14 protein-coding genes and 1 pseudogene are annotated in these 14,844 nt (G+C 63.9%); 7 read left to right on the forward strand and 8 right to left on the reverse strand.

Translation table 11 applies throughout. The features are described from left to right. Nucleotides 1–2 precede the first annotated feature (2 nt). The 3 genes from rsmG (at nt 3) to ABIB90_RS04955 (ending at nt 2,707) form a co-directional block, all read left to right on the forward strand. Nucleotides 3–776 (forward strand): 16S rRNA (guanine(527)-N(7))-methyltransferase RsmG, encoded by a 774-nt coding sequence (rsmG, locus tag ABIB90_RS04945; protein ID WP_354200332.1) that lies wholly within the window; start codon nt 3–5, stop codon nt 774–776. A 29-nt stretch (nt 777–805) separates the two neighbouring features. After that, complete coding sequence (locus tag ABIB90_RS04950; RefSeq protein WP_007598621.1) at nt 806–1,660, forward strand: ParA family protein; 855 nt, start codon at nt 806–808, stop codon at nt 1,658–1,660. 162 nt (nt 1,661–1,822) lie between these two features. Then, nucleotides 1,823–2,707, forward strand: coding sequence for a ParB/RepB/Spo0J family partition protein (locus ABIB90_RS04955; RefSeq protein ID WP_354200334.1), 885 nt, complete (start codon nt 1,823–1,825; stop codon nt 2,705–2,707). A 232-nt stretch (nt 2,708–2,939) separates the two neighbouring features. Here ABIB90_RS04955 and holA read toward each other — a convergent pair whose 3' ends face one another. From holA to leuS, 3 genes are read right to left on the reverse strand one after another with little or no spacing between them, the layout of a single operon-like run. Beyond that, nucleotides 2,940–3,968 (reverse strand): DNA polymerase III subunit delta, encoded by a 1,029-nt coding sequence (gene holA / locus ABIB90_RS04960; protein WP_354200335.1) that lies wholly within the window; start codon nt 3,966–3,968, stop codon nt 2,940–2,942. Between the two features lie 47 nt (nt 3,969–4,015). Further along, on the reverse strand, nt 4,016–4,567 hold the full coding sequence (lptE, locus tag ABIB90_RS04965; RefSeq protein ID WP_354168451.1) for an LPS assembly lipoprotein LptE: 552 nt from the start codon (nt 4,565–4,567) through the stop codon (nt 4,016–4,018). Beyond that, nucleotides 4,554–7,178, reverse strand: a complete 2,625-nt coding sequence (gene leuS / locus ABIB90_RS04970; protein ID WP_219681891.1) for a leucine--tRNA ligase — start codon at nt 7,176–7,178, stop codon at nt 4,554–4,556. Before leuS ends, lptE begins: the two co-directional genes overlap by 14 nt. Before the next feature lie 225 nt (nt 7,179–7,403). Between leuS and ABIB90_RS04975 the strand changes: the two are divergent. Next, nucleotides 7,404–7,511 (forward strand): annotated as a pseudogene (locus ABIB90_RS04975) (GGDEF domain-containing protein); the annotation flags it as partial. A gap of 3 nt (nt 7,512–7,514) precedes the next feature. Here ABIB90_RS04975 and ABIB90_RS04980 read toward each other — a convergent pair. Beyond that, entirely contained in the window at nt 7,515–9,212 is a 1,698-nt protein-coding gene (locus tag ABIB90_RS04980) for a diguanylate cyclase domain-containing protein (RefSeq protein WP_007598626.1), read from the reverse strand. A gap of 107 nt (nt 9,213–9,319) precedes the next feature. On the opposite strand from ABIB90_RS04980, the gene ABIB90_RS04985 reads away from it, so the two are divergent. Then, nucleotides 9,320–10,009 carry a YggS family pyridoxal phosphate-dependent enzyme gene (locus tag ABIB90_RS04985; RefSeq protein ID WP_219681890.1) on the forward strand — a complete coding sequence of 230 codons (690 nt, stop codon included), beginning with the start codon at nt 9,320–9,322 and terminating at the stop codon, nt 10,007–10,009. A gap of 156 nt (nt 10,010–10,165) precedes the next feature. Here the strand turns inward: ABIB90_RS04985 and ABIB90_RS04990 are convergent, their stop codons facing one another. Beyond that, complete coding sequence (locus tag ABIB90_RS04990) at nt 10,166–10,939, reverse strand: 2-keto-4-pentenoate hydratase (protein WP_354200336.1); 774 nt, start codon at nt 10,937–10,939, stop codon at nt 10,166–10,168. Between the two features lie 6 nt (nt 10,940–10,945). After that, entirely contained in the window at nt 10,946–11,482 is a 537-nt protein-coding gene (locus tag ABIB90_RS04995) for a L,D-transpeptidase family protein (protein ID WP_354200337.1), read from the reverse strand. A gap of 235 nt (nt 11,483–11,717) precedes the next feature. Here ABIB90_RS04995 and ABIB90_RS05000 point away from each other — a divergent pair, with 235 nt between their 5' ends. Further along, nucleotides 11,718–12,404 (forward strand): response regulator transcription factor, encoded by a 687-nt coding sequence (locus ABIB90_RS05000; RefSeq protein WP_007598630.1) that lies wholly within the window; start codon nt 11,718–11,720, stop codon nt 12,402–12,404. Nucleotides 12,405–12,462: 58 nt separating this feature from the next. After that, nucleotides 12,463–12,906, forward strand: a complete 444-nt coding sequence (locus ABIB90_RS05005; RefSeq protein WP_007604089.1) for a cyclic nucleotide-binding domain-containing protein — start codon at nt 12,463–12,465, stop codon at nt 12,904–12,906. 96 nt (nt 12,907–13,002) lie between these two features. Here the strand turns inward: ABIB90_RS05005 and xth are convergent, their stop codons facing one another. Further along, a complete protein-coding gene (xth, locus tag ABIB90_RS05010; RefSeq protein WP_007598633.1) occupies nt 13,003–13,818 on the reverse strand; it encodes an exodeoxyribonuclease III in 816 nt (271 codons plus the stop codon). A gap of 153 nt (nt 13,819–13,971) precedes the next feature. Then, complete coding sequence (locus ABIB90_RS05015) at nt 13,972–14,727, reverse strand: outer membrane lipoprotein carrier protein LolA (RefSeq protein ID WP_219681963.1); 756 nt, start codon at nt 14,725–14,727, stop codon at nt 13,972–13,974. Nucleotides 14,728–14,844 lie beyond the last annotated feature (117 nt).

The raw sequence follows: 14,844 nt of genomic DNA on the forward strand, positions 1-14,844 counted from the left end.
ACGTGAAACAGCGCGGGCCGGGCGGCGGCAGATCGTCATCAGGAAAACCCTCGGCGGGAGAGGGCGCCGGTGGTCGCTTCGAACCGGCGCCGACCAGACCGAAGATCGACAAGGCCAGCGCCAACGATCGATCGCTGGACGCCGTCATCGCAGCCGACAAGATTGCGGCGCTCAAGCTTGCGCCCGTTTCACATGAAACGGAGGCCCGGCTCGATCGCTACATCGCACTGCTCCGGGAGTGGCAGGCCAAGACCAACCTGGTCGCGCCCTCGACATTGCCGCATCTCTGGACCCGGCACATCGCCGACTCGCTTCAGCTCGTCGCTCTTGCGCCATCGGCCAAACGCTGGGCTGACTTGGGCAGCGGCGGCGGCTTCCCCGGCATAGTGCTGGCTTGCGCCATGGCGGGGACGGCCGGGGCCAGCGTCCATCTGGTCGAGCGAATCGCCAAGAAGGCGGCCTTCCTGCGCGAAGCCGTCCGCATAACTACATCCCCGGGAGTCGTACATCTCGCTGAGATCGGGGATAATGTGGATAGAATCACCGGCCCGGTCGATTGCGTCACCGCGCGTGCGCTGGCTCCGCTACACCAACTCATCGGCTTTGCGGAACCGCTGATGCGCCAGGGCGCAAAAGCGTTGTTTCTCAAGGGTCAAGATGTAGAGTCTGAATTGACCGAAGCCACTAAATATTGGAATATTCAGCCGCAGCTCCACCAAAGCCGGACAGGCGACGGTTGGATCGTCGAGCTGGCTTCCGTCGAACGGCGCGGGTGAGGCGTCAGGGGCCGAGTGGGGAATTTGCGATGAGCGTGATTGACGAACCGCAGCAAGAACAGACCGCCGCCGTCCCGCAGGGCCATCCGCGCATCCTGGCGCTGGCGAATCAGAAGGGCGGCGTGGGAAAAACAACCACGGCGATCAACCTCGGCACGGCGCTCGCGGCGATTGGCGAGCGTGTCCTGATCGTCGATCTCGATCCGCAGGGCAACGCCTCGACCGGCCTCGGCATTGATCGCCGCAACCGCTCCTGCTCGACCTATGACGTGCTGGTGGGCGAGGCGAGCCTGCGGGAAGCGGTAGTATCGACTGCAGTGCCGCGGCTGCATATCGCGCCCTCGACCATGGATCTCTCCGGCCTCGAGCTCGAGCTCGGCACCACGCCCGGTCGTGCGTACAAGCTGCGCGACGCGATCAGCGCGCTCAACAACAACGTCTCGCCCGACGCCGATTACACCTACGTGCTGATCGACTGTCCGCCCTCTCTCAACTTGATCACCGTGAACGCGATGGCGGCTTCCGACGCAATCCTGGTGCCGCTGCAGTGTGAGTTCTTCGCGCTCGAAGGTCTGTCGCAATTGCTCCAGACGGTGGAGCAGGTGCGCTCGACGCTCAATCCGAACCTGTCGATCCACGGCATCGTGCTGACCATGTTCGACTCGCGCAACAATCTCTCGAACCAGGTCGTTGCCGACGTCCGGCAGTTCATGGGCGAGAAGGTCTACAAGACCATGATCCCGCGCAACGTGCGCATCTCGGAGGCGCCGTCCTACGGCAAACCGGTGCTGGTCTACGATCTCAAATGCGTCGGCAGCGAAGCTTATCTGCGGCTCGCCACCGAAGTGATCCAGCGCGAGCGCGAACTGCGGACGACGCATTGATCCACCGCCGGCCCGTAGGGTGGGTTAGCCGAAGGCGTAACCCACCACGTCTGGTGCCTCGAACGAAGTGATGGTGGGTTACGCTTCGCTAACCCACCCTACGATTCTACAATTCGATATTCAGTTCTGGAGTGCTGCAGCGTGAATCCAAGGGAGCTGGCGATGGCCGACGAAGCGCGTTCGCGACTGGGCCGGGGTCTTGCGAGTCTGATCGGTGACGTCGGCGGCGAGGCTCAGCATGTCGATCGGCCGCGCGCACAACGCAAGGTGCCGATCGAGTTCATCAAGCCCAATCCGCGCAATCCGCGCCGCAGCTTTTCGGAAAGCGAGCTCAGGGAGCTCAGCGATTCGATCAGGCAGCATGGTGTGATCCAGCCGATCGTGGTGCGGCCGGTGAAGGGTGCGCAGGACCGCTTCGAGATTATCGCCGGCGAGCGGCGCTGGCGGGCCTCGCAAATGGCCGGCCTGCACGAAGTGCCGATCGTCCCCGTCGACATCAGCGACAGCAATGCGCTGGAGTTCGCGATCGTCGAGAACGTGCAGCGCGAAGACCTCAACCCGATGGAAGAGGCGCTCGGGTATCACGCGCTCGCCAACGAGTTCAAACGCAGCCAGGACGACATCGCCAAAGTCGTCGGCAAGAGCCGCAGCCACATCGCCAACATGATGCGGCTGACGAAGCTTCCCGCCGAGGTGCAAGCCTTGATCACGAGCGGCGATCTGACCGCTGGTCATGCCCGCGCGCTGATCGGCGTGCCTGATCCGCTCGCGGCCGCCAAGCGCATCGTCGAAGAAGGCCTCAACGTCCGCCAGACCGAGGCGCTGGCGCATGAAGAGGGCGTGCCGGAGCGCAAGCCGCAGAAGGCGCGCACGGGGGCGAAGGAAAAGGACCCCGACACGATCGATCTGGAAAAGCGCGTCAGCGATGCGCTCGGGCTGAAGGTCACGGTGAGCCACCGCGACCCCGGCGGCTCCGTGCAGATCAATTACCGCAACCTCGATCAGCTCGACGAGGTGATGCGGCGGCTTGCGAAGGGCGCACTGTAGCCGCTAGTTCCGCTCTCTCACCCTCACCCTGAGGGGCCGCGGAGCGGCGTCTCGAAGGGCGAGGGCCCGGCCTGCATCCTTCGAGACGCGCGCAAGAGCGCGCTCCTCAGGATGAGGGGCACGCACCGTCCTCGTCATCGCGAGCGCAGCAATCCAGAATCTTTCCGCGGAGAGATTCTGGATTGCTTCGTTGCAAGGGCTCCTCGCAATGACGGGGGGCAGAGCGGCGTGCTCAGCTCCGCCGCTTCGCGTTCGCGGCGATCGCCATCAGCGTGCGCTGGGCGATGGCGGCGGCGAGGGTGGATTGCTTGCGCGTGTCGAGCGCGGCGGTCGCGAGCTGCTCGATGATGGCGGCGAGCCGCGCCACGCTGAAATTGCGCAGTGCGGTTTCGACCGCGGGCTTCCGCGAAAAATGCAGGCGCGGATAGCCGCTGTCGAGCACGGCGGAAGCGGGCGTGCCGTCGGCGATCGCGAGCGCCGATTTGTGCAGCCACGCCGCCTGGCGCTGCGCCGCAGAGATGATCACGCCGGGGTAGGTGCCGGCGATCATGGCTTTGGCAAACTCGTTCTCGACGATCTCGGGTCGGCCGGCGAAGGCGCCATCGACGATCGGATCGAGTTTCAGCTCCGACGCATCGGCGACGACAGCCATCACGTCATCCAGCGTGATCTCGCCCTTGCCATGGGCATAGAGCGTGAGCTTGCGCAGCTCGTTGCGGGAGGCCTGGCGGTCGCCGCCGAGGAACGACATCAGCGCCGCGCGGGCATCCTGCGCGATGCGCAAATTGGCGATGCGGAGCTCGTCCTCCATCAGCTTGGCGAGGTCGCGCTCGGTATCGGGATAGCAGGCGATCGCGACGGCCGTCTTGGCGCGTTCGCAGGCCTTGCGCAGTGGCGATTCCGGGCGCAGCTCGCCGGCCTCGATCACGATGCGGCAATCCTTCACGCCCATCTCAGCCAGCGTGTCGATAGCGCTGGCAAAGCTGCGCGAGCCGGCGCGCACGCGGATGGCGCGGCGGCCGCCGAACAGCGGCACCGTCATGGCCTCGTCGACGAGGCGCGACGGCTCGGCGGAGAGCTCGTCGCCATCGACCTTGACCAGCGAGAACGGATCGTTGGGATCGTCGACAGCCGAGGCGATCAGCGCATCCGCGCGTTCGCGGACCAGGCCGGCGTCTGGACCATAGAGCAGGATGATCGAACGGCCCGCATCGGGGCGGGCGAGAAAGGCGTCAATCTCTTTTCCGCGCAGCGCGACCATGTTGCCTGGGATTCGTCATTCCGGGCGAACCGGGGTGACGGGATGAATTAAGTGCCCGCGGTGAAGAACGAGGCGAGGCGAGTCGTGATGTTCTCGGCGATCTCGTTGGCGGCACGATCCTCGGCATCACGTATTGCGCGGTTGCGGCTGAAACGCTGATAGGAGCCGGGCATGTCGTAGGACACGCGGGAGAACGTGGTGCCGGTCATTACCGACTTGCCGCTGACGACCTCGATCAGATTGTACTGGGCGTCGAGGCCGTAGTTTTCGCTGCTCGGCAGGCCGGTATTGGGATCGACGATCAGCGACGACTTGCTGCTTGAGAAGCGGATCTCCAGGCGGTGGGTCGGCGGCATGCCGGTGGCGGTGCCATAGAGCCTGAAGGCCAGCGCGTTGCGGACCTCGACGCCGACGCGGGCCTCGCGCGAGGCATTGGCTTTGGAGATCGGGGGCAGATCGACCCCCATCAGCTTCTCGCGCAGGCCGGGCGTACCGTCGGTGTGCTCGGCATACATCGGGTGGAAGCAGCCGGCCGTCATGGCCGCCAGTGCGGCGACCGCCAGCAAGCGGGCTGCGATGCGGATCCTAGCCGACAACATTCACGATCCTCTTGGGGACGATAATCACCTTGCGGACGGGCTTGCCATCCAGGGCCAGTTTTACCGCATCGAGGGCCAAAACGGCAGCCTCGATTTCCGGATTCTCGGCCGCTGTTGCAACTGTGACCTCGCCGCGCTTCTTGCCGTTGACCTGAACCACCAGGGTCACACTGTCTTCAACCAGCAAATCACGTTCGATTTGGGGCCAATTGGCCTCGGAAACCAGCCCGCTGTGGCCGAGAGCCTGCCAACATTCCTCGGCCAGATGCGGCATCATCGGGGAGAACAGCTGGACCAGGATCTGGCTCGCCTCCCGGATCGCCCAAGCCAAATCTGGAGCCGGCTGGCCGGGACGCTGCAAGACCTCCGCGAACGCATTGGTGAATTCGCGAATATGGGCGAGGCAGACGTTGAAGTGCAGCCGTTCGATCCCGGTGGTGACCTTGTCCAGCGCACCATGGGCGGCCTTGCGCAAGGCGGTGGCGTCCGGGCCGAAGCCGGCGGGCCGGGCGGCCGGCGCGGCCTTGCCGGGTTCGATCGAGTCGTTCACCAGCCGCCACAGCCGCTGCACGAAGCGCGAGGCGCCCTGGACGCGCTCATCGCTCCAGATCACGTCGCGCTCGGGCGGGGAGTCCGACAGCATGAACCAGCGGGCGACGTCGGCGCCATAGGTCTCGATGATGTCGTCGGGATCGACCGTGTTCTTCTTAGACTTCGACATCTTTTCGATCGGACCGATCTGGATGTCTTCGCCTGACGTCAGCAGCGTGGCGCGGCGGCCGTTGGCGCCGGTCTCGACCTTCACCTCGACCGGCTGGACGTAGGTGCCGTCGGCCTTCTGGTAGGTCTCGTGCACCACCATGCCCTGCGTGAACATGCCGGCGAACGGCTCGTCCAGTGCGATGTGCCCGGTCGCTTTCATCGCGCGCGTGAAGAAGCGGCTGTAGAGCAGATGCAGGATCGCGTGCTCGACGCCGCCGATATACTGGTCGACCGGCAGCATCCGGTTGGCGACCTCTGGCGTCGTCGGCGCGTTCTCGTTCCAGGGATCGGTGAAGCGCGCAAAGTACCAGGACGAATCTACGAAGGTGTCCATGGTGTCGGTTTCGCGCTGCGCCTTGCCGCCGCATTGCGGACAGGTCACGTGCTTCCAGGTCGGGTGATGATCGAGCGCGTTGCCTGGCTTGTCGAAGCTCACATCCTCCGGCAGCACCACGGGGAGGTCGGCATCCGGCACCGGCACCACGTCGCACTTCGGACAGTGGATGACAGGAATCGGGCAGCCCCAATAGCGCTGGCGCGAAATGCCCCAGTCGCGCAGGCGGAAATTGACCTGACGCTCGCCGACCGGAGCGTTGCCGCGCAGCTCGCTCTCGAGACGCTTCGCCACCTCGTCCTTGGCCTGATCGATGGTCATGCCGTCGAGGAAGCGCGAATTGATCATGCGGCCGTCACCGTCATAGGCGGTATCGGTGATGACGAACGATTTCGGATCCTGGCCCTCGGGGCACACCACCGGCGTATTGCCGAGAGCGTACTTGTTGACGAAGTCGAGGTCGCGCTGGTCGTGGGCGGGGCAGCCGAAAATGGCGCCGGTGCCGTATTCCATCAGCACGAAGTTCGCGACATAGACCGGCAGCTTCCAGCTCGGATCGAACGGATGGACCGCGCGGATGCCGGTGTCAAAACCCTGCTTCTCGGCGGTATCGATGATCTCCTGCGCTGTGCCCATCCGCTTGATCTCACCGATGAACTCGGCGAGCTCAGGATTTTTGGCCGCGGCTGCCTGCGCCAGCGGATGATCGGCCGAGATCGCCATGAACTTCGCGCCGAACAGCGTGTCCGGGCGCGTCGTGAAAATCTTCAGCTCGCTCTCGCCGGCCGGAGTCGTCGCCGCGTCGAGCGCGAAGCGGATCAGCAGCCCCTCGGACCGGCCGATCCAGTTGCGCTGCATCAGCCGCACCTTGTCGGGCCAGCGGTCCAGCGTATCCAGTGCCGACAGCAGCTCCTGCGAGTACTTCGTGATCTTGAAGACCCACTGGTTCATTTCCCGTTGTTCGACGACGGCGCCCGAACGCCAGCCTTTGCCGTCGATCACCTGCTCGTTGGCGAGCACGGTCATGTCGACGGGGTCCCAGTTCACCTTGCGCTTTTCGCGCTCGGCGAGGCCTTCGCGCAGGAAGTCCAGAAACAACTTCTGCTGGTGCTTGTAGTAGCTGGGATCGCAGGTCGCGATCTCGCGGCTCCAGTCCAGCGACAGCCCGATCGAGCGGAGCTGCTTCTTCATCGCGGCGATGTTGTCGTAGGTCCAGGCCTTCGGCGCGACCTTGCGCTCGATCGCGGCGTTCTCGGCCGGCAGGCCGAAAGCGTCCCAGCCCATCGGGTGCAGCACGTTGAAACCCTTGGCGCGCATGAAGCGGGCCAGCACGTCGCCGAGCGTGTAATTGCGGACATGGCCGATATGGATGCGCCCCGACGGGTAGGGGAACATCTCAAGCACATAATATTTCGGCCGCGGATCGTCGTTTCTGGAGACGAAGATCGCCTGTTGGTCCCAGGCGGCTTGCCAGCGCGGTTCGGCGTCGCGGGCGTTGTAGCGTTCGGAGGTCATGGAATCGTTGGGTTTTCGTGGATCTGGGCCAGCTAAAGACGGCGGACTAGGCCATAGAAGTCCTCAAGGGGTCAATGGGTTGCCGCAATTTGGGAACCTTCGCGACCGTCCCGGGCAAATAGTGCGGCCGCCATTGGGGTGTGATTAAGAGGTCGATGCCAGGTTGGTGGTGGCCAGGACCCGAAGACTTGCGATGGACACCAGCTTCGACGATCTCGACCGATCACAGATCTCATCGAGCGCTGCGATCGCGCGCTCTATCTCGCCAAGAACAACGGCCGCAATCGCGTGGTCACCGAGCGCGAGCTCGATGCCACCGGGGCTGCGGGTTAGCCCTTAACCCGCCATCATCATTTCCGCCGCGCCGTTGTCGATCACCATGATGCCGTGTTCGACGACGTTGTTGCGACCGCGGTGCTTGGCGGCGTAGAGCGCGGCGTCGGCGGCTTCGATCAAATCGCCCGGACGCAAGCTCTCGTTGGGCTTCGTCGCGGCAACGCCGATCGAGACGGTGACGATCATGTGGTCGGAGGTGATGTGCGGCAGGCACAGCTTCAGCACGGCCGCGCGCGCCTGTTCGCCGATTTCGACGGCGCGCGCGATGTCGGTGTTCGGCAGCAACAGGCAGAATTCCTCACCGCCGTAGCGGGCCGCGAAGCCCATCGTGTCGGCGGCGATGCCGGACAGCGACTCGCCGAGCCTGGTCAGGCAGGAATCGCCTTCGAGATGGCCGTAGGTGTCGTTGAACAGCTTGAAATGATCGACGTCGATCATCAACAGCGCGAGGTCGCTGCCATATTGCTGCGCGCGCATCCATTCGAAGTCGAGGCGGCTCTGGAAGCCGCGGCGGTTGGCGAGCCCCGACAACATGTCGATCGAGGCCATCACCGTGAGCCGGTCGTTGCTCGCCATCAGCTCGCGTTCGCGCTGGCTGAGCTGCGCGGCCATCGCGTTGAACGCACGGGCCAGCGGCACGAACTCGGATGGCAGGCGATTGCGCGCGGCGCGCGCCGACAGATCGCCCTCGCCCAGACGCTTGGCCATGTCGGCGAGCATCCTGATCGGCTTGATCACCAGTTTCTCGGCTGCGATCAGCGCGCCGAGCAGCACGAACACGACGACGAAAGCGAGCTGGAGATAGGCGGTGCGGATATCGCGGCTCACGGCCGCGGACACCTTGTCCTCGTCGATGCTGGCGATCAGGCGGGCATTGGTTCCGGCGATGCGGATATAGCTGACCGCGCGGCGGGAGCCGTCCGCGGCGAGGAAGGAGAGTGAACCTTCGTCCTGGTCAGACCTCAGCGCCTTGTCGGCGATCGCGGACATCAGTGGCATGTTGTCGAGCGGACGTCCGATCGCACTATGCTGGTCGGCCGGTGCCGCCAGCACGGTGCCCGCGCTGTCGACCAGCACGGCCGTGATGCCGGCGCGGCCACCCAGATTGCTCATGACCTTCGACATCCAGTCGAGGTTGACGGTGGCGAGCACGACGGCATCCGCTACGCCGCTGAAGGCGGACACCGGGTAGACCGCCATGACGGTCGGTGTCGGCACCGGGCGCGACAGGATGAAGTCGCTCAGCACGAAGCGGCCGGTTTCCTGCGCCTGCTGGAAGTACGGCCGGTCACCGAGGTCGAGGCCGACATACATGTTGTTGGTGGCGCACTGGATGCGCCCGTCCTGGCCGGCGATCAGAAGCGTGCGGATCCAGGGAAGATTCGACGGCAGGCTCGCGCGCAGCACGTCACAGCTCTTGCTGATGCCGCCGACGGAGGCGCGGATGAAAGCTTCCGATTTCAGGATGGTCTCGACCGACGATATCACCTCGCGCTGCGCGTCGGCGCTGTGTCTTGCAACGGTGGTGAATTCGGCCGTGGCCTGCGCGATCTGCCGCGTGCGCGTGTCTTCGAGCGAACGGATGCGCTCGAACATCAAAGGCGTCACCAGAATTACCGCGAGCAACGCAAGCCGCGCCCGGATTCCGAGAACCTGCTTGAGTTTCGCTCGTTTGCGGTTGAAACTGACGTTTGCCATCTTCGCTGCCCACCCCGCGGCTAAGGTAAAGCAAAGGGTTCAAAAACTCTTTCTTGAACTCGGTAAAATTAGAACTAGCTCCGCAACAACAGCTCCGATGCGACATCATGACTGAAGCCAACGCCGCGCCGCTAACCGGCCATTCACCAAACGCGCTCGCCGCGGTCGAAGCCGAAATCGCGCGCGCCTGCAGGGATGCGCGGCGCGAACGTGCCTCCGTGACGCTGATTGCGGTGTCGAAAACTTTCGCCGCGGATGCAATTACCCCGGTCATCGACGCCGGACAGCGCGTATTCGGTGAAAATCGCGTGCAGGAGGCCAAAAGCAAATGGCCCGCGTTAACTTCTGTTTACCCCGATATCGCGCTGCATCTGATCGGCCCGCTGCAATCCAACAAGGCGAAAGAGGCGGTCGCGCTGTTCGATGCCATCCATTCGGTCGACCGCCCGAGCATTTGCCAGGCGTTAGCCAAGGAAATCGAATCCCAGGACAAGCACCCGGAATTGTTCGTCCAGATCAATATCGGTGAGGAGCCGCAGAAGGCCGGCATCGCCCCTGGCGAGGCCGATGCTTTCATCGCGAGCTGCCGCGACACCTACGGGCTGACAATCTCGGGGTTGATGTGCATCCCGCCGGTGGACGAGCCGCCGGCGGCGCATTTCGCGCTGACCGCCAAGATCGCCGCGCGCAATGGATTGAAGAAGCTCTCGATGGGCATGAGCGCGGATTATGCGACCGCGATCATGCTCGGCGCCACGCATGTGCGCGTGGGCAGTGCGATCTTCGGGCACCGGTGATCATAAGCGAATTTGTTTTTGGTCGTCCTGGCGAAAGCCAGGACCCATTACCGCGATAGTCTGTTTGACGAACACCGCGGCAACGACCGCTCTGCCCTTTGCGTAGATCACGCGGTATGGGTCCTGGCTTTCGCCGGGACGACAGTGGGGAAGAGCCTATTCAAACCCCACCGCCACCTTTCCCAGCGCGCCAAAGTCCGCGACAAACTGATCGCCGGCCTGGATCGGCAGCGGCGGATGGCACGTGCCCGTGGTCACCACCTCTCCTGCCCGCAAGGTGATGCCGAGGCCACGCAGCTCGTTGGCCAGCCAGACCAGGGCAATGCGGGGATCGCCGAGCACGTTCTTGCCGTGGCCGAGATAGCGCTGGCCACGCAGCGTGATCTGCGGCCGCTGCTCGACGAGATCCATGGCACGCCAGTTCGCATTCGTCGCCGCGCCCAGCACGAACAGATGCGCACAGGCATTGTCGGCGATCAGCTGCGCCTCGCCGGCGCTGGCGAAATCGGCAAAGCGCGAATCGGGAATCTCGATCGCGGGATGCAAGCTGTCCACGGCGGCGAGCACCTCGTCGACAGTATACGGCGCCGCGCGCGGCGGCAGATCGCGCGCCATGCGGAAAGCGAACTCAGGTTCGCCGACGCGCATCGCGTTGCCCTTCATCGAGACTGTGCCGCCATCGGCGATCACGGTGTCGCTCATGATCCGACCGGCCAGCGGTCCCGCGACGTTGATGTGCTTCTGTCCGGACTCGCTTGTCGCCGCGATCTTCCAGCCGAACAAAGTCCCGCTGAGTGCGGCCTGTATGGCGTAACCCTCGGTGCGGTTCTGAGGCCGCAACGGTGGCTCCAGCGCGTCAAGCTTGGTGCCGTCGCGCCAATGTTTGATCAGGACCTGCGAAGCGGCGGCGATCTGATCCCTGTCGAGCATGTGTCCTCACCCGATGATGATTTTTGTTTTTGGTCCCAGCCGCCGCAGCAATTGTCGCATCGCCGCTTCGGTCATCGAGACGCAGCCTGCGGTCGGGCCGAAATTGTCGCGGGCCAGATGCAAAAACACCGCGCTGCCCCGGCCGGCGATCCGAGGCCTCGTATTGTGGTCGATTTCGATGATGAAGTCATAGAGATGGTCGGCCCGCTTGAGCCGGTCGCCGCCCTGCCCCTCGCCGAGGCGGATCCCCTGATTGTAGTGACGGTCCTTGGGATCCTCGCACCAGGCGTCCTCGCCGGTGATGATCCGGGCCGGCAGGAAGGTCTGCGGGCGGCTGTGCCGGTCGCCCCGCCACCACAATCGTCTGGGACGGAAGCTGCCCCTCGGGGTGCCGCCATCGCCCTCGCGCTTGTTCGCCAGAATGCCGCCGCGTCCGAGCGCCACCGGAATCGTCAGCGCTCCGGCGGTCAGCCAGCCCCGGCGCGGATTCCCGGCGGCAGGCTTAACGCGGATCGCCGACAGCGGCCCGGCGCTTCGGTTCATGGTGTAACTAGCTGAAGCAGCTTTATTTTTCATGTGAACGTGCGATGTCGAATTCATTACAGGACATTCATCAAAACGGCCTGCTATTCTGGGTTAGAGTGGTTCTGGCTTGTGAATCGGTAACAGCCCACTACTTCAACACGAACAATAATAATAACGGCGACCCCTAAACTTCCCTCTCGGTTGGGTGCAGCATGGATGCGCGCCGCGCCGGACCCCAAAAGGATGACCCCCTATGGCCAATGCCCGCAAGATCCTGATCGTGGATGACGATACCGATCTGCGCGATACGTTGGTGGAGCAATTGTCGCTGCACGAAGAATTTGAAGCCTCCGCGGTCGATACCGGCGCCAAGGGCGCGAGCGCCGCGAAGGCCAATGCCCCTGATCTCGTCCTGATGGATGTTGGCCTGCCTGACACCGATGGCCGCGAAGTGGTGCGTTCATTACGCAAGGGCGGGTTCAAGGCTCCGATCATCATGCTCACCGGGCATGACACCGATTCCGACACGATTTTGGGGCTGGAATCCGGCGCCAACGACTATGTCGCAAAACCCTTCCGCTTCGCCGTGCTGCTGGCGCGCATCCGCGCCCAGCTCCGGCAGCACGAAGCCAGCGAGGACGCGGTGTTCTCGGTCGGCCCCTACTCTTTCCGGCCCGGCTCCAAGATGCTGACCGCCGCCAACGCGCGCAAGGTCCGGCTGACGGAGAAGGAAACCGCGATCCTCCGCTTCCTCTACCGGGCCGGTCAGATGCCGGTCTCCCGCGAGACCCTGCTCCAGGAGGTCTGGGGCTACAATTCCGGCGTCACCACCCACACGCTGGAAACCCACATCTACCGCCTTCGCCAGAAGATCGAGAAGGACGCCGCGAACCCGGAGATCCTGGTCACGGAAGCCGGTGGCTACAAGCTGGTGCCGTGATACGCTTCTGGGGCGTGCGAATCGTTTTAGATTGCATGCCCTTGAGCCCCGGACCTGAATGTCAATCGACGACGATGTAGCGCTTCTCGAGCGTGTCCCGACACTGCGCCTGTTGGGAGACACTTCGTTGCGCATGCTGGCGATCGGCTCCGAGCAGCGTGACTTCGTCCGCGGCGACGTCTTGTTCAATCTCGGCGACGATGCCGATGCCGGCTTCGTGGTCCAGCGCGGCGCCTTCCGGGTCGACGACGGCGCCGGCGCGGAGATGATCGCAAGTCCCGGTGCGCTGATCGGCGAGCTCGCGCTGATCGTGCCGATGAAGCGGCCGTCGAGCGCGATCGCGATCGAGCACGCCTCCGTCATCCGCGTCGCGCGCAGCCTGTTTCAGCGTGTGCTCGAAAGCGACCCCGCCGCGGCCGTCCGCCTTCGCGATGAATTCGCGGTGCGCTCCAGCCAGATCGCCAGCGATATATTGATGGCGGGTGCGAAGCTGACCAGCTAGCAGTGCCGTAGCCCGGATGGAGCGAAGCGCAATCCGGGATTCGTGCCTCCGGAAAAGCTGCCCCGGATTTCGCTACGCTCCATCCGGGCTACAAGATCACACCTCGAGCGTCACCGTCACGGGCACATGGTCCGACGGACGCTCCCAGCTCCGCGCGTCGCGTAAAATCTTGAAATCGCCGACCGCGTCTTTCAGCGCGCGCGAGACCCAGATGTGGTCGAGCCTGCGGCCGCGGTCGCCGAGGGTCCAATCGGCGGAGCGGTAGCTCCACCAGGTGTAGACCTTTTCCGACATCGGAATGCGGTCGCGCGCGACGTCGACCCATTCGCCGGCGGCGAGCGCGGCTTGCAGCTTCTCGGTTTCGATGGGCGTGTGCGACACCACCTTCAGAAGCTGCTTGTGCGACCAGACGTCGTTCTCATGCGGAGCGACGTTGAGATCGCCGACCAGGATGTGGCGATCCTCGCCGCGCGGATGCAACGGCTCGCACGCTTTCATCTCGTCGAGGAAGCGGAGCTTGTGATCGAACTTCTCGTTCAGCGCGGGATCGGGAATGTCGCCGCCGGCCGGCACGTAGAAATTATGCACCACCAGGGGCTTCGCGATCCCGGCCTTCTCACCGAACGATACTGAGATATGGCGTGAATCAACCTTGTCGCAGAAGGTGCGGATGTCCTTCGACTCGAACGGAATCTTCGAGACGATGGCGACGCCGTGATAACCCTTCTGCCCGTTCAGCGCGACATGCTCGTAGCCGAGCCGCTTGAAGCGCTTCAGTGGAAAGGCGTCGTCGATGCACTTGGTCTCCTGGAGACACAGCACGTCCGGCCGCGAGCTCTTGAGAAATTTTGCGACCAGATCGATGCGTAGCCGCACCGAATTGATGTTCCAGGTTGTCAGGGAAAAACGCATGAGGGATGCGTCTTAGCATGGATTTGCGCGAGGAAAATGCTTGTCCACAGCAGCGGAATCGTAGGGTGGGTTAGCTCAGCGTAACCCACCATGCTTCCAAATTTGCGGACCGAGATGGTGGGTTACGCCTTCGGCTAACCCACCCTACGGCACCTAGCCCGGCGACGGGCCGTAATTGGTAAAATCGATCTTGAACATGCCGGGATCGAGCTTCTTGCTCGTATCCAGATTATAGACCGCGATCGTGGTGTCGTAGCCTTGCGGGTCGGTGACGGTCCACTGCTTCAACTGACCGTCCTTGGCGCCGAACATCAGCAAGAGGCGGCTGGTGCCGACCAGCGCCTGCTTCTCCTCGATGGTGACGCTGACGAAGACGTCGTCGGCCGAGACGTTGACGACGTTGGTGTCCTTCATCAGGTCGATGCGGTCGGACAGCAGGAAACGCAGCGGCGTCTGCGACAGCGGATAAACGTCCTGCGTCGCGAGCTTGCGGTCGCGCACCACCAGCGACGATCCGTCGGCGACGATGTCGATCGGGCTCGGCGCGTCATATTCGAAGCGCACCTTGCCCGGCTTCTGGATGTAGAAGTCGCCTTGCGTCTTGCTGCCGTCGGGGCCGACCTGGACGAAATTTCCGACTAGCGTCGACAATGATGAGAGATAGGCGCTGACCTTGGCCGCCTGGGCCTTCTGGTTGGCATCGAAGGTCTGGAAGATGCTGCTCGGCACGTTGCGGCGCGGATCCGGAATCACCGGATTCGGCGGCGTCTGGGTCGCGCCGGTGACCGTGGGTCCTCCACCGGCCGGACTGCCATCGCGGCCCTTCGGTGCAGGCTTCGGCACGGGAACGGTCTGCGCGAACGACGCCGCACTCACCATCGCGGCGGTGACGAGAATCACGCCGGCCATGCGCGCGCTTCGCGCGGCGACGATGGCAGCGAATCGAATGTCCGGATGTCTGATCAACGCGTCGTCCTGTGTGGCTGGGCGCCCTTTTAGCGTGATTTCGGCCAAAAGCAGATAACG

Source organism: Bradyrhizobium sp. JR4.1 (assembly GCF_040548605.1).
Classification (GTDB): domain Bacteria; phylum Pseudomonadota; class Alphaproteobacteria; order Rhizobiales; family Xanthobacteraceae; genus Bradyrhizobium; species Bradyrhizobium canariense.